A 25,032-nucleotide genomic window follows, 5' to 3' on the forward strand; every position below is an offset into this window, starting at 1 on the left:
CTGACATGCGACCATGCTTCCGATTTCGTTGTCTTCCGGCGATCTTCTCGCCGATCGTCGTGCCGATTATGCCGAAAGCTGCCTGCCGGATGATCCGGTAGCCGCCGCCGAACTTTACGTTCAGGCGCTGGAGCTTGCGCCCTTGTGGGGGGCGGGGTGGTTCCGTTTGGGCGAGATCCGCGCCGACGCTGGGCTGGATGGCGCGATTGCTGCCTTTGAACGCGCGCTGGAGCTGGACCCCGAGGACCATCTGGGCGCGCTTCTGCGGCTTGATCTGCTGCGCGGGACGCCCTTGGCTGATGTCATGCCCTCTGCCTTTGTGGAAACGCTGTTCGACCAATATGCCAGCGGCTTTGATGTGGCGCTGGTGGATCGGCTGGACTATCGCGCGCCACAGCTGTTGCGCGCGGGGCTGGCTGGGCCGTTCGGGCGGGTGCTTGATCTGGGCTGCGGCACGGGGCTGATGGGGGCCGAATTGCGCGCCGATGCCGATTGGCTGGAAGGATGGGATATTTCCGCCGAGATGCTGCGCGAGGCCGAGGGGAAAGGGCTGTATGACCGGCTGGAGAAGGCCGATCTGTCGGCCTTGCAGCCCACCGCGGCGCAATACGATCTTGTGACGGCGGCGGATGTGTTCGCCTATCTTGGTGCGCTCGAACAGATTGTTGGGTGGGTCGCGGGGGCGCTCGCGCCGGGCGGTCGGTTTGCCTTTTCGGTCGAGGCGCATGACGGGCCTGAGCCGTTCCTTTTGCGCGAAAGCCGCCGCTATGCCCACTCCGAGGGCTACCTTCGCGGCTTGCTGGCCGAGGCGGGTTTCGAGGTGTCAATCTCGCGCGACTGGCTGCGGATGGATCGCGGTGCGCCGATCTGGGGCTTTGTGGTGCAAGCGGTGCGCGCGGGGCTGCGCCGCGATTTGCAAGGCGACGGCGAGGATTTCGCGCTGGCCTGATCCTGTTGCGGGGCAGGGGGGATTCCCCTTGGCGTCGATCCGGCTATGATGGCGGCGGATTGGTGCGCGCTCTTGTTGCGGAGATTTCGATGAACTGGATTGCCTACGAGCATTACGCCTATGCCGCGCTGGCGGTGGCGGGAACCCTTCTGGCCGTGATCGGGGTCGAGGTGTTGGCGCATCATCCGCGTGTAGCGCCGTGGCTTAAGCGCTTTGAGGGGGTGGTGCCGCCGTTCATCAACGTCAACGCGATGCTGTTCGGGCTGACGCTGGCCTTTATCGCCAATGACACATGGTCCGCGCGCGACCGCGCGATGGATGCGGTCTTCCGCGAGGCCGACAGCCTGCGTAGCCTGTTGGTGCTGTCCGAGGCGCTGCCCGAGCCGTTGGCGGGCGCGCTGGCGCAAGAGGTGCGCGGCTATGGGCAGGCGGCAGCGGCCGAGTTCGACGCGCTGCGCACGCGCGACACCGAATCCGAAACCTCGGTCGCGGCGGACCGGCTCTTGCGGCTGGTGGCTGCGCCCGAGGCGATGATCGGTGATGCGGTCCACGGGCAGTTGCTCTCCAAGGTGATGAAGCTGCGCGATGACCGCGACTTGCGGGTGTCACTCTCGCGCACGCATCTTAACCCGTTGAAATGGCTTGGGATGGCGGCGCTCGGCTTTCTGACAATCCTTTCGATTGCGGCGGTGCATCTGGGTAATTTTCGCGCGGGGATGCTGGCGATTGTGCTGTTTGCGCTGGCGGCGGCGCCCTCGTCTGCGATTGTTCTGGTGCAGGGTAATCCCTTCCAAAGCCCCGCCGCGATCAGCGCAGAGCCTATTTTGGATGCAATTCGCTGACGGGTGTTAATGGTTTCTTAACCATGCCGGGCGCATTCTGCCCTTATGCGAGTTTCAAAGTTACTCCCCTTGTGTTTACTGGCAGCCTGCGGCGCGCAACCCGCGCCGCAGTTTTTTAATGCCGAGCGCCATGATCTGACCCTTGGGGGGATCGAGTTTGCGGTCTTCCTGAAGGATGAATATGCCGAGGTCATCCGTCTGGGCGGCTATCTGCCTATGGCCGAACGGGACCGCGTGCCCGCCCTGATGCAGCAAGCGGCGGCTCTTGCGGCGGGCTGCCCTGTGGCTGGGCCTGCACGCGGATTTTATGCCTCCCCCTCGTTGCCCGGCGATACCGGCGAGGCGCGGTTCGAGATGGCCTGTTAGCGGCCATGCGACAACCCGCCGCAAGGGATCGCCAAAATATATGACGCAGATCAAGGTTTGCCGCGCGGTTTCGCCGTTTCGTGCCCACGGGACGCACTAATCAACGGAGGGGGCTATGCTCCGACTGACCAGCCTTATGTATGCTCTTGCGGGGCCGACGCTTGCGGGGATTCTGATCACCGCTGCACTCGTGATGGATAAATTCGACACGAAATCCATGATTATTGCCGCTGCTGTCGGCTTTATTGTGGCGATTCCGGTGTCGTGGATCGTTGCGAAAAAAATCGCCGATCTGTCCTGATTTTCAGGACGTATGAACCCGCTCCGGTCTTGCCGGAGCGGGTCGGTTTCGCGTTCACCCGCGCGATAGAAACTCCGCGACGATGGCTTCGAACTCGCGCGGTTTTTCGGCGTGGAGCCAATGGCCCGCGCCCTCGATGCCGATGAATTCCGCCTTCGGGAAGAAGTCTTGGATGCGGCCACGGTCTGCGGGCTGCACATAGGACGAGTTCTCGCCATAGATAAACAGCGCGGGGCCGTTGAATACGGCCTGCCCGCCACCCGCAAGCTGAGGCTCGATCCCGGCGGGCCAGCCGACAATCGCGGGCATGGCGCGTTGCAGCACATCGAGGTTGAACTTCCACCGCACCGGCCCGTCGCGCAGTTCGAGCGATTGCAGCAAGAATGCGCGTGTCCCCGGATCCGAGACTCGTTCACCAAGGCGTCGATCGGCCTCGGAGCGCGAGGTCAGATCGCTCAGATCCATCTCCTGCATCGCCTCGATCAGCCCCGAATGGCTATGTTCGTAGGCCACCGGCGCGATGTCCGCGACCACCAGCTTGCGCACCAGATCGGGCCGCGTCAGTGCCAGCACCATCGAAGCCTTGCCGCCCATTGAATGCCCCATGACATCGGCTTCGCGCGCCAGTGGTCCCTTGGCGGGATTGGCGCGGCCCTGATTTTCGATCACCCAAGCCAGATCCGAGGCCATCGCCGGATAGTCCTGCGTATCCGACCAGAAACTGTCCCCGTGATTGCGCATATCCAGCGCCAGAACGCGGCGATCTTCGGACAGGCGCTTGGCGATGACGCCCCAGTTGCGGGCTGACCCGAACAAGCCCGGAGCAATCAGAAGCGGCGGTTCGGTCGTGTAGGAACCTTGGGGGACGATATTCAGCATGGTCTCTCCGGTCATGGAAAAGGGCCCCGAAGGGCCCTTTCGAGATAACGCAACGCTTTGAGAAATCAAAGGTTGGGATACATCGGGAAGCGGGCGCACAGCGCCTCGACCTTGGCTTTGACGGCCTCTTCGACCTCGCCGTTACCGTCTTCGCCATTGGCGGCCAGACCATCAACGACCTCTACGATGAGGCGGGCGATCTCGCGGAATTCTTCTTCCTTGAAGCCGCGGGTGGTGCCTGCCGGAGTGCCCAGACGGACGCCCGAGGTCACGGTCGGTTTTTCCGGGTCGAACGGGATGCCGTTCTTGTTGCAGGTGATGTGCGCGCGGCCAAGGGCTTTCTCGGTCGCGTTGCCCTTCACGCCTTTCGGGCGCAGGTCAACCAGCATGACGTGGGTGTCGGTGCCGCCGGTGACGATGTCCAGGCCGCCCTTCATCAGCTCGTCAGCCAGAGCGGCCGCGTTCTTCACGACCTGCTCGGCATAGACCTTGAACTCGGGGCGCAGCGCTTCGCCGAATGCGACAGCTTTCGCCGCGATGACATGCATCAGCGGGCCGCCCTGAATACCGGGGAAGATGGCCGAGTTGACTTTCTTGGCGATCTCTTCGTTGTTGGTCAGGATCATGCCGCCGCGCGGGCCGCGCAGGGTCTTGTGGGTGGTGGTGGTTGCCACATCCGCATAGGGGAAGGGCGAGGGGTGCTGGCCGCCAGCCACGAGGCCCGCGAAGTGCGCCATGTCAACCATCAGCCACGCGCCGACCTCGTCCGCGATCTCGCGGAATTTCGCAAAGTCGATCTGGCGCGGAATAGCCGAGCCACCTGCGACGATCAGCTTCGGCTTATGCTCGTGTGCAAGGGCGCGGACCTGATCGTAATCAAGGCGCGAATCCTGCTGGCGCACGCCATACTGGATGGCGTTGAACCACTTGCCCGACTGGTTCGGCTTGGCGCCGTGGGTCAGGTGCCCGCCCGCATCAAGCGACATGCCGAGGATCGTGTCGCCCGGTTGCAGTAGCGCGTTGAACACGCCCTGGTTGGCCTGCGACCCCGAGTTGGGCTGGACGTTGATGAACTCACAGCCGAACAGGGCTTTGGCGCGGTCGATCGCAAGGTTTTCAGCAATATCAACGAATTGGCAGCCGCCGTAGTAGCGTTTGCCCGGATAGCCTTCGGCGTATTTGTTGGTCATCACCGAGCCTTGGGCTTCCATGACGGCGGCTGACACGATGTTTTCCGACGCGATCAGCTCGATCTCGTCGCGCTGACGGCCAAGCTCTTGGGTGATCGAACCCCAGAGTTCTGGGTCGCGGGTGGCAAGTTTCTCGGTGAAAAAGCCTTCGTCACGTTGGCCGGTCATGGGGCACTCTCCTCGCAGACATGCATGGGTTTTGCGGTCATTTATCCTAGAATTTCCCGTTCTAAAAGCGTCCAAAACGACGAAACGGCAGATTGGCGCGCCATTTTGCCGCGTCAGGGCGCTTGTATTTCCTATCAGCGCTTGCGACACCTTGTGAAAATCAGGGGGAAAAGGCTGTGGCCAAGGGCAAGCTGATCCATTTTGCGGCCTCGAATGCCGAAAGCGCGCAAGATGCGCTTGACCATCTGACGCGCCGCTACGGGCAGGTGCCGCTGGAAAGTGCGGATGTGATTGTGGCGCTTGGGGGCGATGGTTTCATGCTTCAGACGCTGCATGAAAATGCGGGGCTTCCGGTGTATGGCATGAATCGCGGCACCATCGGCTTCATGATGAACGACTACGAGCCGAAGGATCTGCCCGAACGGCTGGCGGCTGCCGAAGAGGCGCTGATCCACCCGCTTGCGATGCGCGCCGAGACAATCGACGGCACCATCCACGAGGCTTTGGCGATCAACGAGGTCTCGCTGTTGCGGGCGGGGCCGCAGGCGGCGGCGCTACAAATCTCGATCAACGGGCAGGTGCGGATGGAGGAGCTGGTCTGCGATGGCGCAATCCTTGCGACGCCTGCCGGTTCGACGGCCTATAACTATTCCGCGCACGGGCCGATTTTGCCCATCGGCTCGCAGGTGTTGGCGCTGACGGGTATCGCAAGCTTCCGGCCGCGGCGCTGGCGTGGCGCGATTTTGCCCAATACCGCGGTGGTGCGTTTTGACGTGCTTGATCCCGATAAGCGCCCTGTGATGGCGGATGCGGATTCGCGCTCGGTGCAATTGGTGAAATGGGTCGAGGTGCGCCAGCAGCCCGCAATTGCGCATCGCATCCTGTTCGATCCGGGGCATGGTCTGGAAGAACGCCTGATGCGGGAGCAGTTCGAATAATCAGCCCTTGCTGCGCCAGCTTTCGAGCTTGCGATAGAGGGTCGAGGGCGCGACCCCCAGTTCGACCGCCGCGCGCGGAACCGAGCCTTGAAACCGCGCGAGAGCGTCCTCGGCCGCCATCCGCTCGATCTCGGCAAGGGTATGGCCCGCCAGAGGGAAGGGCGCGTCAGGCACGGCGGTATGCCCGGTTCTGATTTCCTCGGGCAGCATCGTGGGGGTCAGCTCGGGGCCATCGTGCGAGATCACGATCGCGCGCAGAATGTTTCGCAATTCCTGCACGTTTCCGGGCCATGCGTAGGCGCCAAGCAGGGCTGCGGCCTCGGGAGATATGCGGGTAAGCGTGCCGCCTTCGGAAGCTGAAATCCGCGCGAGCAAGGTCCGCGCCAGAGGCTCGATGTCATGGGCGCGCGCCCGCAGGGGCACAGTGCGGATTGACAGGACATCCAGAGCATAGGCCAGATTGTCGCGCAAGACGCCCTCGCGGGCCAGCTCGCGCGCAGGGAGACGCGCGGTGGCGATTATGCGGGCTCGGTCAGGTGGGGGCAGGTGCTCGGTTTCGCGCATCGGCTGCAGGTGCAGATGGTGTAGCCGGATTTGCAGCGCCGGTGCCAGCTCGTCGATATTTTCAAGATAAAGCGTCCCGCGCGTGACCTCTTCTGCGCGCCGCACCATGCCGTTCGCGCGCGGGAGCTGAAGCTCGGGGGGCGGAGCGTCAGGATCAAGCGTTGCGCAGTCCAGTTCGACAAAGGCCTCTGCGGCGCGCTCGGACAGGTCATGGATCGTGCGCGCGGCCATTTGTCTGCCCGTCCCGATCTCGCCGGATATGAACACGGGGGCGGCAGAACGGGCGGCTGCCACGAGTTGCGCGTAAAACGCGCGCATCTCGTCTGATGTGCTGATGAATTGGCCGATTGCGGCGGGTCGGGCGGGCGCAGGTCTGTCGATGTTGCGGATGTGTCGTCGGGCCGCATCGATGGCACGCATGAGCGCGGCTTCGTCCAGCGGCTTGGTCAGAAAATCAAGAGCGCCCGCGCGCATGGCTTGCGCGGCCTTGTCGATGGACTGGTCCGCAGTCACGACGATAATCGCCGCTCCGGGATGAATCGCGAGCATCTCGTGCAGGACGTCAAGGCCATCCCTGTCAGGCAGAAACAGATCAAGAAGCACAATATCCGCCGCATGGGCCGCGAACAGGGACATCGCCTCGGTCGCGGTCGCCGCCTGCAGCGTATGGAACCCGTGGGCACGCAGATGCGCGCTGTAGATTGTGCGCAGGCTCGCTATATCCTCGACGATCAGAATATCTGTCGGCGCGGGCCGGTTTGGGTCTGGGGCCAAGGGCTTCTGCTCCACTAGGGTCAGCAAGATGATGCGGCAAGCGCGCGTGTTTTTCCAGAAGGCAGTCCGGCGCAGGGCAAAAGAAAACGGGCGGCAGGAGGCCCGCCGCCCGTCGAATGATCCGTTTGCGCCGTTATACCTTGGCGTAGCCGATGGATTGAAGCGCGAGTTTGATCTCGTCAAGGATTGCCGGATCGTCGATCGTCGCGGGCATCTTGTAGGCTTTGCCGTCCGCAATCGAGACCATCGTTCCGCGCAGGATCTTGCCCGAGCGGGTTTTCGGCAGGCGATCCACGACAACGGCCAGCTTGAAGGCCGCAACCGGACCGATCTGTTCGCGCACACGCACGACGCATTCCTTGACCACGTCGGCATCGACACGGTTGGCGCCCGCGTTGAGGCAGAGGAAGCCCACGGGCATCTGCCCCTTGAGGTCATCCGACACGCCGATCACCGCGCATTCCGCAACATCGGGGTGGCCTGCAAGGACCTCTTCCATCGCGCCGGTCGACAGGCGGTGGCCCGCGACGTTGATCACGTCATCGGTGCGCGCCATGATATAAAGGTAGCCGTCCTCGTCGATATAGCCCGCGTCGCCCGTTTCGTAGTAGCCGGGGAAGTGTTCGAGGTAAGATTTCTTGAAGCGCGCCTCGGCGTTCCACAGCGTCGGCAGCGTGCCCGGAGGCAGCGGCAGCTTGATCGCAATCGCGCCCAACTCGCCCGCTTTCAACGGATGCCCGCCTTCGTCCAGAACCTGCACGTCATAGCCCGGCATCGGCACGGACGGCGAGCCAACCTTGGTCGGCAGGGTCTCGATCCCGATGGGGTTTGCGGCAATGGCCCAGCCGGTCTCGGTCTGCCACCAGTGGTCAACCACCGGAACGCCAAGGTGCTTTTGCGCCCATTCGACGGTGTCGGGGTCAGCGCGCTCACCGGCAAGATACAGCGCTTGCAGGTCATGCAGCTTGTAGCGCTTGATCCATTCGCCCGTGGGATCTTCGCGCTTGATTGCGCGCAGAGCGGTCGGGGCAGTGAAGAACGACTTGATGCGGTGGTTCTGGATGATCCGCCAGAACACGCCCGGGTGCGGGGTGCCGATGGGCTTGCCTTCGAAGACGACGGTCGTTGCGCCTGCGATCAGGGGGCCATAGCAGATATAGGAATGGCCCACGACCCAGCCCACGTCCGAGGCCGCCCAGAACCGGTCGCCCGCCTCGATGTTGTAGATGTTCTTCATCGACCATTGCAGCGCGACAAGGTGGCCGGCGGTATGACGCACGACGCCCTTGGGTTGCCCCGTGGTCCCCGAGGTATACAGGATATAGGCGGGGTGATTGCCCTCGACCGGAACGCACTCGGCCGGCTTTACGCCGTATTGGAAGCCATGCCAGCTAAAGTCGCGGCCTTCGACCAGCTTGGCGACTTCTTGTTCGCGCTGGAAGATGACGCAGAATTCGGGCTTGTGTTCGGCGAGATTGATCGCCTCGTCCAGAAGCGGCTTGTAATGCACGACGCGGTTCGGTTCGAGGCCACACGACGCCGCGATAATCGCCTTCGGCTGGCAATCGTCGATCCGCACGGCCAGTTCGTTTGCCGCGAAGCCGCCAAATACAACCGAGTGCACCGCGCCGATGCGGGCGCAGGCGAGCATCGCCTCAAGCGCCTCGGGGATCATCGGCATATAGATGATGACGCGGTCGCCCTTTTCGATGCCGCGCATCTTGAGAGCACCGGCCAGCGAGGCCACGCGGTCGCGCAATTCGCGGTAGGTGATGCCCTTGGTCGAATGGGTGATCGGGCTTTCGTGCATGATCGCGATCTGGTCGCCGCGGCCTGCCTCGACATGGCGGTCAACGGCGTTCCAGCAGGTGTTGACCATGCCGTCCGAGAACCACTCGTAAAGCGGGGCGTTGTCGTCGAAAAGCGCTTTGCTGGGCTTTTGATCCCAGTCGATCTTCTCGGCAGCCTCCATCCAGAAACCGTTGGGGTCCGCTTTCCATGCGGAATAGACCTGATCATACGTCATTGGGTGCCTCCTCCATGCCTGATAGCTTGTTAGGCAGGCAGAAAGATTCCCGCAAGATTGTTGCGAAATGTTAGCGCCCTTGCGGGAGAAAAATTTGCATAAAACAGCCGATGTGGAGTGCAAACATTTGCAAAGGCGCTATTTCTATTCAGAAACCGGCTAATGGTGGGGTGGGTTTGCAAAATTGCTTCGGCGCGGGGGTAAATCCGCGCCGAAGGGATGCTTAGCTGTAGATCGACACGGGCGTGCCCGCGATGGCCGACATATTCAGCAGCCCGCGCGCGGTGATCGAGGGCGTTACGATATGGGCCTTGTTGCCCATGCCCATCAGGATCGGCCCAACCTCAAGCCCGCCAGCCTTCATCTTGAGCGTATTGCGCACGCCCGAAGCCGCGTCGGTATTGGCGAAAACCAGCACATTCGCCGGCCCCGAGAAGCGCGCGGACGGCATCAGGCGGGTGCGGGTTTTCTCGTCGAGGGCCGCATCGACATGCATCTCGCCCTCGAAGGCAAAGTCCGGCTCGCGCGCCTCCAAAAGCTCCATCGCGGCGCGCATCCGGCGGCCGGAATCCGTGTCGAGGTTGCCAAATTGCGAATGGCTGCACAGCGCGATCTTCGGCTCAAGGCCAAAGCGGCGCACATGGCGGGCGGCACCGATCACGGTTTCGGTCAGTTGCTCGGGCGTCGGGTTGTGGTGGACGTGGGTGTCCGCGATGAACAGCGGCCCGTCCTCAAGGATCATCAGCGACAGTGCTGCAACCGGATGCAGCTTGCCGCGCGCAAGGATCTCGCGGACGTATTTCAGGTGCCACAGGAATTGCCCGAAGGTGCCGCAGATCATCGAATCCGCTTCTTCGCGATGCACCATCACCCCCGCAATCGCGGTCGAGTTGGTGCGCATGATCGCGCGGGCAAGGTCTGGCGTGACGCCGCGCCGGGCCATCAGCTCGTGATAGGTGCCCCAGTAATCGCGGTAGCGCGGGTCGTTCTCGGGGTTAACGATCTCGACATCCGAGAGCTTGAGCGGAAGCCCCGCGCGTTCGCAGCGCATCTCGATGACCTCGGGGCGGCCGATCAGGATGGGGGTGTCGGTGGTCTCTTCCATCATCGCGTTGGCGGCGCGCAACACGCGCTCGTCCTCGCCCTCGGCAAAGACAATGCGGCGCGCGGCGGTCGCTGCAGCCTCGAACACCGGACGCATCAGTAGCGCCGATTTGAAGACCGAACCGTCGAGTTTCCGCTTGTATGCCTCAAGGTTTTCGATCGGGCGCATGGCGACGCCGGTTTCCATGGCGGCCTTCGCCACAGCCGAGGACACGACGCCAATCAGGCGCGGGTCAAAGGGTTTCGGGATCAGGTAATCCGCGCCGAAGGTCAGCTTTTCGCCGCGATAGGCCGCTGCCGCCTCGGCCGAGGTGGTGGCGCGGGCAAGGGCCGCGATCCCCTCGATACAGGCAAGCTGCATCTCGTCGTTGATCGTGGTCGCGCCCACGTCCAGCGCGCCACGGAAGATGAACGGGAAGCACAGCACGTTGTTGACCTGGTTCGGAAAATCCGACCGGCCCGTCGCGATAATTGCATCGGGGGCGACGGCGCGCACCTCGTCGGGCAGGATTTCCGGCGTCGGGTTGGCCAGCGCAAAGATGATCGGTCTGGGCGTCATTTTCGCGACCATCTCGGGCTTGAGCACGCCGGGACCAGACAGGCCAAGGAACATATCCGCGCCGTCGATCACCTCATCCAGCGTGCGCAGATCGGTCTTTTGGGCATAGGCCGCTTTTTGCGGGTTCATGTCCAGTTCGCGCCCCTCGTAGACGAGGCCGTGAATGTCGCAAAGCCAGACGTTCTCGCGTTTCACGCCCAGTTTCAGGAGCATATTCAGGCAGGCGATCCCCGCCGCTCCCCCGCCGGTCGAGACGATCTTGATGTCCTCGACCTTTTTGCCCGCGATGCGCAGCGCGTTGGTGGCCGCCGCGCCCACGACAATCGCGGTGCCGTGCTGGTCGTCGTGGAAGACCGGAATATTCATCCGCTCGCGGCAGATCTGTTCGACGATAAAGCAATCGGGCGCCTTGATGTCCTCAAGGTTGATCGCGCCGAAGGAAGGCTCCATCGCACAGACGATCTCGGCCAGACGGTGTGGGTCAGGTTCGTTCACTTCCAGATCGAAGCAGTCGATATTGGCAAATTTCTTGAACAGAACCGCCTTGCCTTCCATCACCGGTTTCGAGGCCAACGCGCCGATATTGCCAAGACCCAGAACCGCCGTGCCATTTGAAACTACCGCAACAAGGTTGCCGCGCGCGGTGTAGCGCGCAGCCGTCGTTGGGTCGGCCTTGATTTCCAGGCAGGCCTCGGCCACGCCCGGACTATAGGCGCGGCTCAGGTCGCGGCCATTCGCCAGCGGCTTGGTTGCGCGGATTTCAAGTTTCCCCGGCTTGGGAAACTCGTGGTAGTCAAGCGCTGCCTGACGTGCGCTGTCTTGGCGTAGTTCTTCCATCTGGGCCTCCCGAAAAACTGGTTTAGCTTTAAACTAAATTTTCGCGCGTTTGAAGGGCTGTCTTTTGGGGCGGCGACAAAAGGCGAATTTCCGCAGGGGAGCCGCTTGCATCGCGCCCATTCCCGGCGCAGGATCAAAAACGGACCGATTGGACAATTTTTAGGGTCAGACATGCGGAGGCTGTGATGTCGTTGCTCAAACAGGCGCGCGAAGTGCGTGAAAATGCCTATGCGCCCTATTCGAAATTCAAGGTGGGCGCGGCGGTGCGCGGGGCTTCTGGCGCGGTTTATCGCGGCGTGAACGTCGAGAATGTCGCCTATCCTGAAGGCACTTGCGCCGAAGCGGGCGCGATTGCGGCGATGGTGGCCGCTGGCGAGACCGAGCTGATCGCGGTTGCCGTGATTGCGGATAGCCCCTCTCCGGTTCCGCCATGTGGTGGATGCCGTCAAAAGCTGGCCGAGTTCGGGCGCGCCGATACGCCGGTCATTCTGGCGACCACTGACGGCGCGCAGCTTGAAACCACAATCGGAGAGTTACTGCCCGGACGCTTTGACGCGAGCCATATGGACAAGTGCTGATGGACGCGCGCTCGATCATCATGGCGGTGCGCGACGGGCGCAGTCTGGCCCCCGAGGCGGCGCAATGGTTTGCGCGCGGGCTGGCGAGCGGCGCGGTCTCTGACGCACAGGCGGGCGCTTTCGCCATGGCGGTGCTGTGCCGGGGCATTGGCGACGCGGGGCGTGTGGCGCTTACGCAGGCCATGCGCGACAGCGGGCAGGTGCTGGCGTGGGACTTGCCCGGTCCGGTGGTGGACAAGCATTCCACCGGCGGTATTGGCGATTCCGTCTCGCTCATCCTTGCCCCGGCACTTGCGGCTTGCGGCGTTTATGTGCCGATGATCTCGGGGCGCGGTCTGGGCCATACAGGCGGCACCCTTGATAAAATGGAGGCGATCCCGGGCTACCGCGCACTTCCGGGCATTGACGTTTTGCGCAAGGTGGTGGCCGAGGTGGGCTGCGCCATCGTGGGCGCGACCGACGAGATTGCCCCCGCCGACAAGCGCCTTTACGGCATCCGCGATATTTCCGGCACGGTGGAAAGCATCGACCTCATCACCGCTTCGATCCTGTCAAAAAAGCTTGCGGCGGGGCTTGATGCGCTGGTGCTTGATGTGAAGGTGGGTTCAGGTGCCTTCATGGCCACGGTGGAGGATGCGCAGGCATTGGCCGAAAGCCTTGTGCGCACGGCAAATGACGCGGGCTGCCGCACCTCGGCCTTGATGACCGATATGAACAGCCCGCTTGGCCGTTCGGCGGGCAATGCGCTTGAAGTGCTTGATGCCGTAGAAATACTGACCGGCCCCGTTATGGAAGACCTGCACCCGCTGCGCGAGGTGACCGAGGCTTTGGGCGGCGAGGTGCTGCTGCTGGCGGGCATGGCGGAAAGCGCCGAGGATGGCGCCAAACGCATTCATTCGGTGATCCGCTCCGGTCACGCGGCCGAGCGTTTTGCGAAGATGGTAGCGGCTTTGGGCGGGCCTGTGGATTTTCTTGAAAAGCCGCGCGATTATCTGCCAGGGGCGTATGGAGAGGCTTGGGATGAACCAAATTTCCGCAAGGGGCGCTACGTCAAGTCGATCGACACGCGCGCGTTGGGCGAGTTGGTTGTGCGCCTCGGAGGCGGGCGGCTGCGGGGCGATGACGCGATTGACCACGCGGTTGGTTTACGCTCGCTGTCGCGGGTGGGGGATGAATTGTATGATTACGATCCCGTGGGCTTTGTCGATGCCAAAACGCAGGAGGAGGCCGAGGCACTCTTTCCCGAGCTGCAAAGGGCTTACACGTTGAGCACCGAGCCGGTGACGCCCGACCCCCTCATCCTTGCCCGCATTGGCCCGGAGGATGTGGCATGAGCGCACGTGCGTTTCTGGTTGTGATGGATTCCGTGGGGGCGGGCGGCGCGCCGGATGCGGGTGATTTCTTTAATGACGGTGTGCCTGATACCGGCGCGAATACCCTTGGCCATATCGCTATGGCTTGCGCGGAGGGCCGCGCCGAAGAGGGGCGCTCGGGGCCGTTGCGCCTGCCCAATCTGGATGGCTTGGGGCTTGGCCGCGCGGTCGATCTGGCCTCGGGGATGCAGCCCGCGGGGCTGGGTGCCGCGCCTTCCGGTCTTTGGGGGGCGGCGACCGAAGTGTCCATCGGCAAGGATACCCCCTCGGGCCATTGGGAACTGGCGGGCGTGCCGGTGCCCTTCGCGTGGCATTACTTCCCCGACAAGGAGAACAGCTTTCCGCCCGATCTGATCGAGGCGGTGAAGCAGGCGGCGGGTGTCGGGGGTATCCTTGGCAACTGTCATGCGCCTGGCACTGCGATTGTCGAACGCCTTGGCGCCGAGCATATGCGCACGGGCTGGCCGATCTGCTATACTTCGGCCGATAGCGTGTTCCAGATCGCGGCGCACGAAGAGACCTTCGGGCTTGAGCGGCTTTTGGACCTGTGCCGCGCGATTGCGCCGATGCTGCATAAGATGAAGGTCGGGCGGGTCATCGCACGGCCCTTTACCGGTGAGCCGGGAGCTTTTGTGCGCACCCCGAACCGGCGCGATTTCGCGATCGAGCCTCCCGCGCCAACCTTGCTGGACTGGGCAGCAGGTGAAGGGCGCGTTACCCATGCGATTGGCAAGATCGGTGACATTTTCTCGCATCGGGGTGTCGCGCATTTGCACAAGGGCAAAGGTGACGCGGATCTGATGGATCACCTGATCCGGCTGGCCGATGAGACCGAAGACGGCGCGCTGGTTTTCGCCAATTTCGTCGAGTTCGACAGCCTGTATGGGCATCGGCGCGATGTGTCCGGCTATGCCCGTGCGCTGGAATGGTTCGATGCCCGCGTAGGAGCGTTTCTGGCGCGCCTGAGGCCCGGCGATCTGGTGCTGTTTACCGCCGACCACGGCAATGACCCGACATGGCGCGGCACGGATCACACGCGCGAACGTGTGCCGGTGGTTGGCCGACTGGTCGGAGCAGGGCCGCGCGCTTTGGGTCAAATGGCCTTTGTTGATGTGGCTGCGACGGTTGCGACCCATCTTGGGCTTGGCGCAACAGGTGGCGGGCGTGATGCTCTGGCCACCGGACAGTGACGAAAGGAAAGACATGCTTCCCCCTCTGACCCGTGTCGATCACCCGCTTGTGCAGCACAAGCTGACGCTGATGCGCGAAAAGACCTGCTCAACACGCGAATTTCGCCTGCTGTTGCACGAGATCGGGTTGGTTCTGACCTATGAGGCGACGCGCGACCTGGTGCTGACCACACGCACCATCGAGACGCCGCTAAGGTCGATGGAGGCGCCTGTTCTGGCGGGCAAAAAGCCCGCGCTGGTGTCGATCCTGCGGGCGGGGAATGGGCTTTTGGACGGGGCGCTGGCGGTGATCCCCTCGGCGCGTGTGGGCTTTGTGGGCATGTATCGCGATGAAGAAACCCTGCAACCGGTCGAATATTACAGCAAACTTCCCGATGCTCTGGAGGAGCGACTTGTGCTGGTGGTTGATCCGATGCTGGCGACGGGGAATTCCTCGGTTGCGGCGCTTGATCTGATCAAGGCGAAAGGCGCGCGCAATATCCGCTTTATTTGCCTGCTTGCGGCGCCCGAAGGCATCAAGCGTATGCAAGAAGCCCATCCGGATGTGCCGATCATCACAGCAGCGGTGGACGAGTTCCTGAATGACCATGGATATATTGTTCCGGGCCTAGGGGATGCGGGAGACCGCATGTTCGGCACAAAATAGGCTGTTTCCCCTTTACTTGATTCGCGTAATCCGGCACTTTTGTCAGCAAAACAAAGTGAGGGCAGTGATGCGGTTGCGCGTGGTATTTGCGGCAGGGTTTCTGGGGGCGCTGGTTCTTGGCGCGGCAGCTTCGGCGCGGCCGGTTCTGGATGTGAACGGGCCGATGGAACTGCCGCCCGCCAGCTTCAAGGGCCGCCAGTATGTCGATAGCGCGGGCTGCGTCTTTGTGCGGGCGGGCTTTGGCGATGCGGTGCGGTGGGTCGCGCGCGTGTCGCGGGACCGCAAGCATATCTGCGGCTACAAGCCGACCTTCGGGGCCAATCAGCCTGCGCTGGATGTGGCGAAGACCGCGCCTGTCGCGTCCGCTCCGACCCCGACTGCCGCCCCCAAAGCGCCGGTTGTCATAGAGACGGCTGCGGCTTCGGGCACCGTGATCGCGGCGCCTGCTGCAAGCCTTGGTGGTGGCAAGCCCACGATTGGCGACCCGATCCAGTTGTGGCCCGCGCCTGCCCGTGTAACCGCAATGCCCGCCCCTGCTGCGCGTGCGCCCTATAGTGGCAATCCGGCCTCTTATTCCGCGCCGCTGCGCTCGCCTCTGGCTTTGCCGTCGAGCGGCTATGTCTCGCCCTATGCTGTGTCGTCGGGCTATGCGCCGGTTCAAGGGGCGCCTTCTATGCCGCGTATGAGCGCGCCAGTGGTGGCCTCGGAACCTGCACAGGGGGCTTGCACCAATCTTGACCCCATAGCGCAGCAATATATGCGCGCGACCCGTGGGCTAGCGGTCCGCTGCGGTCCGCAGACGGTGGGGCCGGTCAGCGAGAACACCGTGCCGATGCTGCGCACCCGTCAGGCAGAACAGCTTACCCCTGTGATCCTTGCCACGAAAACGCCGGTGAACGGCTACAAGCCCGCGTTCGAGGATGGGCGGCTGAACCCCTATCGCGGTCCGCAAACGCTGGAGGGCGATCTCCAGATGGGGCAGCTTTGGACGCGCCAACTGCCTGCGCGGCTGGTGGCGGCTGATACGCCTGCATATCAGCGGATTACGCCTGCCTATCTGCAAAAGCGTCAGCAGCAGGTTGTCGCCCGCGTTTCAAGCAAATCACTGACCGGGGAGACGTCGAAAGGGCGCTTTGTCCAGATCGGCACCTTCGGGCAGCCGGCGAACGCCGATAGCGCCAAGGCAACGCTGCGGGGGATGGGACTGCCGGTTTCGGCCTCTGTTCTGACGCGCGGCTCCAAGCGCCTGAGCGTCGTGATGGCCGGTCCGTTTGCCTCTCCGGCAGAGGCCGCGGGCGCGCTGGCACGCCTGCGCGCGGCAGGCTTTGGTGACGCGATCCTGCGTTAACCCCTATTTCGCGCAAATATCCTGAAGCGCGACCCATTGCGCATCGGCCAGAACGGGCGAGGGCGCGGGGGCACCCTTGAACGGGTCGGCCTCGATCAGCCCGAGAACGGTTTCCCCGCTTGGATCGGCGGCAAAGGCATAGGGTGTCGATGAAACCCCCGCCGTGCGGAAGGCGTCGAGCAGGGGTTCGGTCGCAGGCTTGGGCGGTGGGGTCTGGAGCAGGTAGGCGCCATAGCCCTTGAGCGCGCCCTCGGGCAATTCGCCCGTCGTCAAAAGCTTGAACGCTGCAACAACCCCCGCCCAGTCCAAGAGGTCGCGCAGCGGGTCGCGGTCTGAGTGCGCCAGCGTGGTGGCAATAATCGCGCCTGCGATCACCTCGGGGGTGTCGACGGTCTCGACCAGCGGACGGCCAACAACCATCTTCTGACCGGGCAGTTGGATTGCACCTTCCAGCGCTTCGGGAAGCACGATGATCTCACGAGGGCCAGACAAACGCCGCGACAGGATATTCAGCGCAGCATCCCCTGCGGGGGAATGGCACGGCGCACCCGTCAGGGTGGAAAGCTCTTGCAATACCGCCGCGCCGATTTCCGTGCGTTTTGCGGGCGGGGCGACGCGCGCGGTATGGTCCAGCAGTGCACCGGGCAGCCAGAACACCGCCAGTGCCAGCGCTGCCAGCCCCGAGCCGGACAGCAAAATCCCCCGCAGGCGACCGGGATGCGGGCGGCGCGCCTCGATCATCGCGTGGACCTTTTCAATCGCGGCGATCATCGTGTCGTCGTCCAGCTCCAGCTCTTCGCCGGGTTCGGGCGCGGGAGCATAGACGGCGGGCCGTTTTCCCGGGTTGCGCCGCACCATCGCGGGCAATGACCAATGCGACAACGCCTTCATCGACCGGCTTTCCGCGATCACCAGCGTCGCATCGCCAAAGGTCAGGATCACCTCTTGGCGCTGCCCCTCGGGGGATGCGCGCCAAAGGCCGCTGGCCTCAAGCCGTTCATATTCGGATAGGGCGGTCATTCGGACCTGTCGCTGCTCTTGTTGTTAACTACAAGATAGCCGATCTGCCCTTAGCGTCAATGTAAAGAGGCCGGAAGGTTTCCCCTCCGGCCCTGAAATCGGCGTTTTCCGGCCCGTCAGTCGAGGAGCTTTGCCACGGCCCGCAATTCGAACTTCTGGATCTTGCCGGTCGAGGTTTTCGGAAGCTCGGTGAAGATCACGCGCTTGGGGGTCTTGAAGCCCGCCAGACGCTCGCGGCAGAAAGCGATGATCTCGGCATCTGTCGCCTCGGCGCCTTCCTTCAGTTCGACGAAAGCGCAGGGCACCTCGCCCCATTTCTCGTCCGGTTTCGCCACGACCGAGGCCAAAAGCACCGCCGGATGCGCGGCGATCACGCCCTCGACCTCGACCGACGACACGTTCTCGCCGCCCGAGATGATGATGTCCTTCGCGCGGTCGGTGATCTTGATGTAGCCGTCGTCATGCATGAAGGCGATGTCGCCCGAGTGGAACCAGCCGCCAGCGAATGCCTCGCGGGTGGCTTCGGGGTTCTTGTAGTAGCCCTTCATCGTCGCATTGCCGCGCATCACGATCTCGCCCAGATGTTGCGCGTCGCGGGCAACCTCGTGGCCGTGGTCGTGAACGGTGATCTGCTCCATCATCGGCATCAGAACGCCGGTGCGGGCCTTGAGCGCCGCGCGATCGTCGCCCGTGGTGTCGTTCCACTTGTCTTTCCAGGTGCATTCGGTGGCGGGGCCGTAGACCTCGGTCAGGCCGTAAACCTGCGTCACGTTAAAGCCCAAAGGCTCGATCGCGGCCAGCGTCGAGGCGGGCGGCGGGGCGCCTGCGGTAAACACCTCGACGATATGGTCGAACTGGCGACGGTCAGCCTCTTTTGCGTTGACCAGCGTGTTCAGAACAATCGGAGCACCGCCGAAATGGGTAACGCCATGATCGGCAATCGCGTCATAGACGTTCTTCGCTGTCACATCGCGGCAGCACACCGTCGTCCCGCCCAGAAGCGGCACCATCCAGGCGTGGGTCCATGCGTTACAATGGAACAGCGGCACAATCGTCAGGTAGACCGGATAAAGCTGCATCCGCCACGAGATCAGGTTGCCCATCGTCGCGAGGTATGCACCGCGGTGATGGTAAACCACGCCCTTCGGGCGGCCCGTCGTGCCAGATGTGTAGTTCAGCGCAAGGCTTTCCCATTCGTCCTCGGGCATGATCCAGGTGAACATCGGATCGCCTTCGGCCAGCAGGGCTTCGTATTCAAGGTAATGCCCGCCCGCCGGAACGCCGTGCTGGTCATCCGCAACCTCGATGATCTGGGGCGCGGGGGCGTGCATCTTTTTGATTGCTTCTTCGGCGAGCGCCACAAAGGCCGCGTCACACAGCACAACCTTCGCCCCGCCGTGTTCGAAGATATAGGCGACGGTGTCCGCATCAAGGCGCGTGTTGATCGCGTTCAGGATCGCGCCGCAGGCCGGCACGCCGAAATGCGCTTCGACCTGAGGCTGCGTGTTGGGCAGGATGCTCGCAACCACATCTCCGGGCTGCACGCCGCGCGCCTGCAAGGCCGAGGCAAGCTGGCTGACGCGGGCGTGGAGATCCACATAGTTCAGCCGGTTTTGCCCGTAGATCAGCGCGGTGCGTTCGGGAAAGACCTCAAGCGCGCGATTCAGGTGCGACAGCGGCGTCAGCGGCACATAGTTTGCCGCGCATTTGTCTAGCCCTTGTTCATCCGGCAACCAGCCCATCGTTTCCTCCTGTTGAAGATCGGGTGTGGGGCGCATGATTGCGGGGATGCTGCGCAAAAGAAAAGAGGGGCGAGCGCTACCATTTTCCTTTGACGCTGCGTCATGCTTGCGGTTGAAAGGGCTTATCATTGGAAAACCAACGGGATAGGCTGGGGCATGATTATCTCGCGCGGTCGCAGGTATATTTTCGTGCATATCCCCAAGACGGGGGGAACGGCGCTGACGCTGGCGCTGGAGGATCGCGCCAAGGCCGACGACATCCTGATCGGTGACACACCCAAGGCGGTGCGGCGGCGTGGTCGGCTGAAAGGCGCGCAAACTGCAGGGCGGCTGTGGAAGCACTCGGGGCTTGCCGATGTGATCGAGCTGATCTCGGAAGATGAGGCGCGCTCGATGTTCTGCTTTACCATCGTGCGCAACCCCTGGGACCGGATGGTCAGCTACTACCACTGGCTGCGGGATCAGAGCTTTGCCCATCCGGCGGTGACGCTTGCGAAATCGCTCGAGTTCTCGGGGTTTCTGAACGCGAGCCATACGCGCACTTCGATCGGGGGCGCGCCCTACAGCAGCTATATGCGGCTGGCCAGCGGCGAGGAGTGCTGCAATGCCTATCTGCGGCTGGAACACTTGGACGAAGACGCAGCCCCCCTTGAGGCGCATCTGGGCTTCAGGGTGACGCCGCTGCAACGCGCAAATGTCTCGGATCGTGCGCGGGACTGGCGGGGCTATTACTCGGATGCCGATGCCCGTCTGGTTGAGACGCTCTGCGCCGAGGACATCGCGCGCTTTAACTATTCTTTCTAAGAAATTTACCGGTCAGGGACGGTTTCCGGCAGACATGGGCGACAATGGATGCCGCATTGCCCGAACCATCTCTGCTTCTGAAACAGTGCCGTTTTTGCGCCCCAATTCGGCCCCCGAATCTTCTTCGGAATCACTCCAACTGGTCACAACGCAAACGTGTGCATCTGCCGATGCCGCTGGCCGATAAAGTGGGGAACTGGACAATGTTTGGATTGATGCCGGAAAAACCGTGGGATGACGAAGCCCCGCTGGAAGGGTTCATTGCGTCTCAGGCCGTTTCGAATTTTGCCGGTCGCGGCCAGCAGGCCGAAGGGATCGTGGCAGGCACCCGCATCGCGACCGAATTCGGCTGGCGCGCGGTCGAGAGCATCATGCCCGGCGACAAGATCATGACCTTCGATCACGGGTTGCGCGAGGTCGTGCAGATCCAGCGTTCTGCGCTGTGGACCGGGCGCAAAACCTGCCCGCATCACATGATGCCGCTGGCGGTTCCGGCCGGTGCGATGGGGAATGCGACGCCGATGCTTCTGCTGCCCGAGCAAAGTGTTCTGGTCGAAAGCGATCTGGCCGAGGCGGTCTTTGGCGACCCCTTCGCGCTGATCCCGTCTGCGGCGCTTGAGGGCTATCGCGGCATCGAGCGGATCACGCCGCACCAGCGCGTCGATATTTTCACCCTGCAATTCGCCGAGGACGAGGTGGTCTACGCGAATGGCTCGGGGATGATGCATTGCGGGTCGATCAACTCGGGCCGGATCGAGGCGCTGCTGGATGGGTCGGCCTACGCCGCCCTGCCGATGGATATGGCGCGCGCGGTTGTCGAAGATCTGAAAGAGGAAGACGCTCTTTTGGGCTAAGGTCGCCCCCTTTCCCAAAAGATGAACGCCGGGCAACTTGCCCGGCGTTTTATTTTATCCAGGGTCAGGCAGCCGAGGCCGCTTGTCCTTCACCAAAACGGGCGTAGAAGCCGTCACCCTTGGCTGCGATGTCGCGCAACAGCGCCGGAGCCTCGAAGCGGGCGCCAAAGGTGGCGGCCAGCGCGTCGCAAATTTCAACCGCGCGGGGTGCGCCGATGATGTCGAGCCAGCTGAACGGGCCGCCCGACCACGGCGCAAAGCCCCAGCCGAGGATCGCGCCGACGTCGCCTTCGCGGATGTCCTCCAGCACTCCTGCCTCGAAGGCGCGAACGGCCTCAAGCACCTGCGCCATCAGAAGACGGTGCTGGACCTCGTGCAAGTCAGGCTGCGCGGCCGCCTGCGGGTAGTGGCCCGTCACAACTGCCGACAACCCCTGCCGCTTGCCCGCGTCGTCGTAGTCGTAGAAGCCCGCCTTCGCCTTGCGGCCCATGCGCCCCTGATCCGCCATCCAGAAGATCACATCGTCCACCGCGCCATCGGGATAAGCATCGCCCATCGCGGCCTTGGTCGCCTTGGCGATCTTCACGCCCAGATCAATCGAGGTCTCATCCACCAGTTGCAGCGGCCCGAGCGGCATCCCGACCATCTTGGCGGCGTTCTCGATCAGAACCGGGTTCACCCCTTCGGCAACCATGCGGATGCCTTCGTTGATGTAGGGAATGATGCAGCGGTTGGCGTAGAAGAAGCGCTCGTCATTCACGACGATCGGCGTTTTCCTGATTTGCCGCACGAAGTCGAGCGCCTTGGCAACCGCCTTATCGCCGGTTTCTCGGCCCTTGATGATCTCGACCAGCATCATTTTCTCGACCGGCGAGAAGAAGTGGATGCCGATGAACTGCTCAGGCCGGGTGCTGGCCTTGGCGAGCGAGGTAATCGGCAGGGTCGAGGTGTTGGTCGCGAAGATCGCATCCTTGCCGATGACGGCTTCGGCCTTGGCGGTGACTTCGGCCTTGACCTTCGGGTCCTCGAACACGGCCTCGACGATCAGGTCACAGCCCGCAAGCGCGGCATAATCGGTGGTCGCGGTAATCAGGCCAAGCACGGCCTCTTTCTTCTCGGCGGTAACTTTCTTCCGCGCGATCCCCTTGTCGAGGTAGCTTTCCGTATAGGCCTTGCCACGATCCGCGGCCTCTTGGGCGGCATCAATCAGCACCACTTTGATGCCTGCAAGAGCTGAGACCAGCGCGATCCCCGCGCCCATCATGCCCGCGCCAAGCACGCCGACCGATTTCACCGTCTGATCGTCGACCTTCGGGCGGTTTGCGCCTTTCTCAAGTGCTTGTTTGTTGATGAACAGCGACCGGATCATCGCGGATGACGAGGGGTTCATCAGCACGTTGGTGAACCAGCGCGCCTCGATGGACAGCGCCTGATCGAAGGGCACGAGCGCGCCTTCATAGACCGCACTCAGCAGCGCCTTCGCCGCCGGATAGACGCCCATCGTCTTGCCGTGCACCATCGCGCTGGCGCCGACGAAGGTCATGAAACCGGCAGGGTGATAGGGGGCGCCGCCCGGCATTTTATAGCCCTTCGTATCCCACGGCTTCACCAGATCGGCGTCGCTGGCGTTCAGCACCCACTCTTTCGCGGCTGCGACCGGATCGTCGACCACCTCGTCGATGAGGCCCGCCGCCTTGGCCTTTTTCGGATCGCTCAGCTTGCCTTCCAGCAGGAAAGGTGCCGCCACCATCGCGCCCATCTTGCGTGCAAGGCGGGTCGTGCCACCTGCGCCCGGGAAAATGCCGACCATGATCTCGGGCAGGCCGATCTTGGCCTTCGGATTGTCGGCGGCAAAGATACGATGCGTCGCCAGCGGCAGTTCAAGCCCGATGCCAAGCGCGGTGCCGGGCAGGGCAGCGGCAATCGGCTTGCCGCCCTTGTTGGTCTTCGGGTCCAGCCCCGCGCGCTCGATCTTGCGGAGCACGCGGTGCATCTGCATCACGCCGTCATAAAGTCCCTTCGCGGGTTCGGCGCCTGCGTCCTCTTTCATCTTGGCGATGACATTCAGGTCCATGCCGCCCGCGAAATCGGGTTTGCCGGAGGTGATGACAACGCCTTTGACCGCATCGTCGGCCAGCGCCTTGTCGATAAAGCTGTCGAGAAGCGCAAAGCCCTCGAGGCTCATCACGTTCATCGACTTTTCCGGCACGTCCCAGGTGATAACAGCCACACCATCGGCGCCAAGTTCATAGGTAAAATCGGTCATTTCGTTTCTCCCTTCGGCGCAAGATCGCGGTGCCCCGCCCAATCGCTGCCGTCATGATAGGTGAAGCGGGCCTTGCCGCCCGCGACGTGGATTTGCATGTCCACATCGGAATAGGTTGCGACTTCGTCGGGGGCTTTAGAGCCCACGACGAGGAATTTTCCGGGCTGGTTTGAGCGGTTTTCAAAGCGGTGGCCGTTCTCGGTGCCCGCTTTCCAGGCCGCACAGTCGCCGGGGCGCATAAGGGTTGTGCCCTCCTCCTCGACGAGGGTCAGCTCGCCCTCCAGCACCATCGCGAATTCGTCCTCGCGCAGGTGCCAGTGCCGCAGCGATGCCACCGCGCCGGGGTCGAGCGCGACAATATTCACGCCGAACTGGGTCAGCCCCGCCAGATCCCCCAGGCGGATCGACGAGCGCCCCGCCATCTGGCTGGCGTAGGGCTCGGGATAGATCGACCCGGTCTTCACCGGCGCCTGGGTAAGATCGAGCTTCGGCATCAGACGCGCTCGATGATGGTTGCCGCGCCCATGCCGGACGCGATGCAGAGCGTCGCAAGGCCGGTGCTCAAATCGCGGCGTTCCAGTTCGTCCAGAAGCGTGCCGATGATGATCGCGCCGGTTGCGCCAAGCGGGTGACCCATCGCCATCGCGCCGCCGTTCACGTTGACCTTGTCGGGCGAGACGTTGAACGCCTGCATAAAGCGCAGCACGACCGCGGCGAAAGCCTCGTTCACTTCGAAAAGGTCGATGTCACCGATGGACATGCCGCTGTCGCGCAGGATTTTTTCGGTCACCGGCACAGGGCCGGTCAGCATGATCGTCGGGTCGGTGCCGATTTTCGCGGTGGCGCGAATGCGGGCGCGGGGTTTGAGGCCGTGGGCCTCGCCGAATTCCTTGTTGCCGATCAGAACGGCTGCCGCCCCATCCACGATACCGGACGAGTTGCCCGCGTGGTGGATGTGGTTGATCGCCGACAGATGCGGGTATTTCAGCATCGCGACCTTGTCGAAACCGGGCATCACCTCGCCCATATCCTTGAAGCTGGCCTTCAGCTTGCCAAGGTCTTCCATTGTGGTGCCCGGGCGCATGTATTCGTCACGATCAAGGATCACCACGCCGTTCTGGTCCACCACCGGAACGATGGATTTCGCAAACCGGTTGTCGGCCCAGGCCTCGGCGGCGCGGCGCTGCGATTCAACGGCCAAAGCGTCGGCCTGTTCGCGGGTGAAGCCGTATTCGGTGGCGATAATATCGGCCGAAATCCCTTGCGGCACGAAATAGGTTTTCATCGCAAGGCTCGGGTCAACGGCAATCGCCGCCCCGTCCGATCCCATCGCGACGCGGCCCATCATCTCGACCCCGCCCGCGATATAGGCCGACCCTGCCCCGCCCTTCACCTGATTGGCGGCAAGGTTTACGGCCTCCATACCGGACGCACAGAAGCGGTTGATCGCGAGGCCGGGGATCGATTCATCGAGGTCTGACAAAAGCACCGCCGAGCGCGCAAGGCAGGCGCCCTGCTCTCCGACCGGAGTGACATTGCCCCAGATCACATCTTCGACCGCGTGGCCTTCCAGCCCGTTGCGCTCTTTCACCGCGTTCATCAGCCGCGCCGACAGTGCGACCGAAGTGACCTCGTGCAGTGAGCCGTCGGCGCGGCCCTTGCCCCGCGGCGTGCGGCAGGCGTCGTAGATATAGGCTTCTGTCATGTGTCCTCC

22 protein-coding genes are annotated in these 25,032 nt (G+C 63.0%); 12 read left to right on the forward strand and 10 right to left on the reverse strand.

The annotated features are described in order from the left end of the window. The first annotated feature begins 13 nt into the window (after window positions 1-13). The 4 genes from RYZ20_RS12650 to RYZ20_RS12665 all read left to right on the forward strand — a co-directional run bounded on the left by RYZ20_RS12650 (window position 14) and on the right by RYZ20_RS12665 (window position 2,458). The gene (locus tag RYZ20_RS12650; RefSeq protein WP_317674038.1) at window positions 14-949 is read left to right on the forward strand and encodes a class I SAM-dependent DNA methyltransferase; all 936 of its coding nucleotides are present in this window, start codon (window positions 14-16) and stop codon (window positions 947-949) included. A gap of 89 nt (window positions 950-1,038) precedes the next feature. Further along, on the forward strand, window positions 1,039-1,791 hold the full coding sequence (locus RYZ20_RS12655; RefSeq protein WP_317674040.1) for a bestrophin-like domain: 753 nt from the start codon (window positions 1,039-1,041) through the stop codon (window positions 1,789-1,791). Between the two features lie 69 nt (window positions 1,792-1,860). After that, window positions 1,861-2,157, forward strand: coding sequence for a hypothetical protein (locus tag RYZ20_RS12660; RefSeq protein WP_317674042.1), 297 nt, complete (start codon window positions 1,861-1,863; stop codon window positions 2,155-2,157). A gap of 115 nt (window positions 2,158-2,272) precedes the next feature. Further along, a complete protein-coding gene (locus RYZ20_RS12665; RefSeq protein ID WP_317674044.1) occupies window positions 2,273-2,458 on the forward strand; it encodes a CTP synthetase in 186 nt (61 codons plus the stop codon). 54 nt (window positions 2,459-2,512) lie between these two features. Here RYZ20_RS12665 and RYZ20_RS12670 read toward each other — a convergent pair whose 3' ends face one another. Together RYZ20_RS12670 and glyA are read right to left on the reverse strand one after the other, a co-directional pair. Continuing rightward, window positions 2,513-3,352 (reverse strand): alpha/beta fold hydrolase, encoded by an 840-nt coding sequence (locus tag RYZ20_RS12670; protein WP_317674046.1) that lies wholly within the window; start codon window positions 3,350-3,352, stop codon window positions 2,513-2,515. Between the two features lie 50 nt (window positions 3,353-3,402). Further along, window positions 3,403-4,695, reverse strand: a complete 1,293-nt coding sequence (gene glyA, locus RYZ20_RS12675) for a serine hydroxymethyltransferase (RefSeq protein ID WP_317674048.1) — start codon at window positions 4,693-4,695, stop codon at window positions 3,403-3,405. Between the two features lie 176 nt (window positions 4,696-4,871). On the opposite strand from glyA, the gene RYZ20_RS12680 reads away from it, so the two are divergent. Beyond that, window positions 4,872-5,633, forward strand: coding sequence for an NAD kinase (locus RYZ20_RS12680; RefSeq protein WP_317674050.1), 762 nt, complete (start codon window positions 4,872-4,874; stop codon window positions 5,631-5,633). On the opposite strand, the gene RYZ20_RS12685 is transcribed toward RYZ20_RS12680, so the two are convergent. From RYZ20_RS12685 to RYZ20_RS12695, 3 genes are all read right to left on the reverse strand, one after another. Then, complete coding sequence (locus RYZ20_RS12685) at window positions 5,634-6,971, reverse strand: sigma-54-dependent transcriptional regulator (RefSeq protein WP_317674052.1); 1,338 nt, start codon at window positions 6,969-6,971, stop codon at window positions 5,634-5,636. It lies immediately after the preceding gene. Window positions 6,972-7,104: 133 nt separating this feature from the next. Then, window positions 7,105-8,997 (reverse strand): propionate-CoA ligase PrpE, encoded by a 1,893-nt coding sequence (gene prpE, locus RYZ20_RS12690; RefSeq protein ID WP_317674054.1) that lies wholly within the window; start codon window positions 8,995-8,997, stop codon window positions 7,105-7,107. 223 nt (window positions 8,998-9,220) lie between these two features. Beyond that, complete coding sequence (locus tag RYZ20_RS12695; RefSeq protein WP_317674056.1) at window positions 9,221-11,497, reverse strand: NADP-dependent malic enzyme; 2,277 nt, start codon at window positions 11,495-11,497, stop codon at window positions 9,221-9,223. Window positions 11,498-11,682: 185 nt separating this feature from the next. On the opposite strand from RYZ20_RS12695, the gene RYZ20_RS12700 reads away from it, so the two are divergent. From RYZ20_RS12700 to RYZ20_RS12720, 5 genes are all read left to right on the forward strand, one after another. Further along, a complete protein-coding gene (locus RYZ20_RS12700; protein WP_317674058.1) occupies window positions 11,683-12,075 on the forward strand; it encodes a cytidine deaminase in 393 nt (130 codons plus the stop codon). After that, entirely contained in the window at window positions 12,075-13,409 is a 1,335-nt protein-coding gene (locus tag RYZ20_RS12705) for a thymidine phosphorylase (protein WP_317674060.1), read from the forward strand. Before RYZ20_RS12700 ends, RYZ20_RS12705 begins: the two co-directional genes overlap by 1 nt. Beyond that, on the forward strand, window positions 13,406-14,638 hold the full coding sequence (locus RYZ20_RS12710; protein WP_317674062.1) for a phosphopentomutase: 1,233 nt from the start codon (window positions 13,406-13,408) through the stop codon (window positions 14,636-14,638). Before RYZ20_RS12705 ends, RYZ20_RS12710 begins: the two co-directional genes overlap by 4 nt. 13 nt (window positions 14,639-14,651) lie before the next feature. Continuing rightward, window positions 14,652-15,284, forward strand: coding sequence for a uracil phosphoribosyltransferase (gene upp, locus RYZ20_RS12715; protein ID WP_317674064.1), 633 nt, complete (start codon window positions 14,652-14,654; stop codon window positions 15,282-15,284). Window positions 15,285-15,351: 67 nt separating this feature from the next. After that, complete coding sequence (locus RYZ20_RS12720) at window positions 15,352-16,632, forward strand: SPOR domain-containing protein (protein ID WP_317674066.1); 1,281 nt, start codon at window positions 15,352-15,354, stop codon at window positions 16,630-16,632. A 3-nt stretch (window positions 16,633-16,635) separates the two neighbouring features. Here RYZ20_RS12720 and RYZ20_RS12725 read toward each other — a convergent pair whose 3' ends face one another. Next, window positions 16,636-17,652, reverse strand: coding sequence for a hypothetical protein (locus RYZ20_RS12725; protein ID WP_317674068.1), 1,017 nt, complete (start codon window positions 17,650-17,652; stop codon window positions 16,636-16,638). Between the two features lie 116 nt (window positions 17,653-17,768). Beyond that, window positions 17,769-19,394 (reverse strand): AMP-binding protein, encoded by a 1,626-nt coding sequence (locus tag RYZ20_RS12730; protein WP_317674070.1) that lies wholly within the window; start codon window positions 19,392-19,394, stop codon window positions 17,769-17,771. 156 nt (window positions 19,395-19,550) lie between these two features. On the opposite strand from RYZ20_RS12730, the gene RYZ20_RS12735 reads away from it, so the two are divergent. Further along, the gene (locus RYZ20_RS12735) at window positions 19,551-20,198 is read left to right on the forward strand and encodes a sulfotransferase family 2 domain-containing protein (protein ID WP_317674072.1); all 648 of its coding nucleotides are present in this window, start codon (window positions 19,551-19,553) and stop codon (window positions 20,196-20,198) included. Between the two features lie 203 nt (window positions 20,199-20,401). Beyond that, window positions 20,402-21,052, forward strand: a complete 651-nt coding sequence (locus RYZ20_RS12740; RefSeq protein WP_317674074.1) for a Hint domain-containing protein — start codon at window positions 20,402-20,404, stop codon at window positions 21,050-21,052. Window positions 21,053-21,116: 64 nt separating this feature from the next. Here RYZ20_RS12740 and RYZ20_RS12745 read toward each other — a convergent pair whose 3' ends face one another. The 3 genes from RYZ20_RS12745 to RYZ20_RS12755 are packed head-to-tail and all read right to left on the reverse strand — an operon-like array spanning window position 21,117 to window position 25,023. Next, complete coding sequence (locus tag RYZ20_RS12745) at window positions 21,117-23,318, reverse strand: 3-hydroxyacyl-CoA dehydrogenase NAD-binding domain-containing protein (protein WP_317674076.1); 2,202 nt, start codon at window positions 23,316-23,318, stop codon at window positions 21,117-21,119. Further along, a complete protein-coding gene (locus RYZ20_RS12750) occupies window positions 23,315-23,812 on the reverse strand; it encodes a cupin domain-containing protein (protein ID WP_317674078.1) in 498 nt (165 codons plus the stop codon). The genes RYZ20_RS12745 and RYZ20_RS12750 overlap by 4 nt, the downstream gene beginning before the upstream one ends. Then, the gene (locus tag RYZ20_RS12755) at window positions 23,812-25,023 is read right to left on the reverse strand and encodes an acetyl-CoA C-acetyltransferase (RefSeq protein ID WP_317674080.1); all 1,212 of its coding nucleotides are present in this window, start codon (window positions 25,021-25,023) and stop codon (window positions 23,812-23,814) included. The genes RYZ20_RS12750 and RYZ20_RS12755 overlap by 1 nt, the downstream gene beginning before the upstream one ends. Window positions 25,024-25,032 lie beyond the last annotated feature (9 nt).

It is taken from the genome of Pseudothioclava alba, from assembly GCF_033100795.1.
Lineage (GTDB): Bacteria > Pseudomonadota > Alphaproteobacteria > Rhodobacterales > Rhodobacteraceae > Pseudothioclava.

Bases quoted from the DNA above. Each gene is read 5' to 3' on its own strand.
- glyA (WP_317674048.1), bottom strand. From the start codon at position 4,695: ATGACCGGCCAACGTGACGAAGGCTTTTTCACCGAGAAACTTGCCACC.
- RYZ20_RS12750 (WP_317674078.1), bottom strand. From the start codon at position 23,812: ATGCCGAAGCTCGATCTTACCCAGGCGCCGGTGAAGACCGGGTCGATC.
- RYZ20_RS12665 (WP_317674044.1), top strand. From the start codon at position 2,273: ATGCTCCGACTGACCAGCCTTATGTATGCTCTTGCGGGGCCGACGCTT.
- prpE (WP_317674054.1), bottom strand. From the start codon at position 8,997: ATGACGTATGATCAGGTCTATTCCGCATGGAAAGCGGACCCCAACGGT.
- RYZ20_RS12735 (WP_317674072.1), top strand. From the start codon at position 19,551: ATGATTATCTCGCGCGGTCGCAGGTATATTTTCGTGCATATCCCCAAG.
- RYZ20_RS12650 (WP_317674038.1), top strand. From the start codon at position 14: ATGCTTCCGATTTCGTTGTCTTCCGGCGATCTTCTCGCCGATCGTCGT.
- RYZ20_RS12720 (WP_317674066.1), top strand. From the start codon at position 15,352: ATGCGGTTGCGCGTGGTATTTGCGGCAGGGTTTCTGGGGGCGCTGGTT.
- RYZ20_RS12700 (WP_317674058.1), top strand. From the start codon at position 11,683: ATGTCGTTGCTCAAACAGGCGCGCGAAGTGCGTGAAAATGCCTATGCG.
- RYZ20_RS12725 (WP_317674068.1), bottom strand. From the start codon at position 17,652: ATGACCGCCCTATCCGAATATGAACGGCTTGAGGCCAGCGGCCTTTGG.
- RYZ20_RS12695 (WP_317674056.1), bottom strand. From the start codon at position 11,497: ATGGAAGAACTACGCCAAGACAGCGCACGTCAGGCAGCGCTTGACTAC.
- RYZ20_RS12740 (WP_317674074.1), top strand. From the start codon at position 20,402: ATGTTTGGATTGATGCCGGAAAAACCGTGGGATGACGAAGCCCCGCTG.
- RYZ20_RS12670 (WP_317674046.1), bottom strand. From the start codon at position 3,352: ATGACCGGAGAGACCATGCTGAATATCGTCCCCCAAGGTTCCTACACG.
- RYZ20_RS12705 (WP_317674060.1), top strand. From the start codon at position 12,075: ATGGACGCGCGCTCGATCATCATGGCGGTGCGCGACGGGCGCAGTCTG.
- upp (WP_317674064.1), top strand. From the start codon at position 14,652: ATGCTTCCCCCTCTGACCCGTGTCGATCACCCGCTTGTGCAGCACAAG.
- RYZ20_RS12755 (WP_317674080.1), bottom strand. From the start codon at position 25,023: ATGACAGAAGCCTATATCTACGACGCCTGCCGCACGCCGCGGGGCAAG.
- RYZ20_RS12710 (WP_317674062.1), top strand. From the start codon at position 13,406: ATGAGCGCACGTGCGTTTCTGGTTGTGATGGATTCCGTGGGGGCGGGC.
- RYZ20_RS12730 (WP_317674070.1), bottom strand. From the start codon at position 19,394: ATGGGCTGGTTGCCGGATGAACAAGGGCTAGACAAATGCGCGGCAAAC.
- RYZ20_RS12745 (WP_317674076.1), bottom strand. From the start codon at position 23,318: ATGACCGATTTTACCTATGAACTTGGCGCCGATGGTGTGGCTGTTATC.
- RYZ20_RS12655 (WP_317674040.1), top strand. From the start codon at position 1,039: ATGAACTGGATTGCCTACGAGCATTACGCCTATGCCGCGCTGGCGGTG.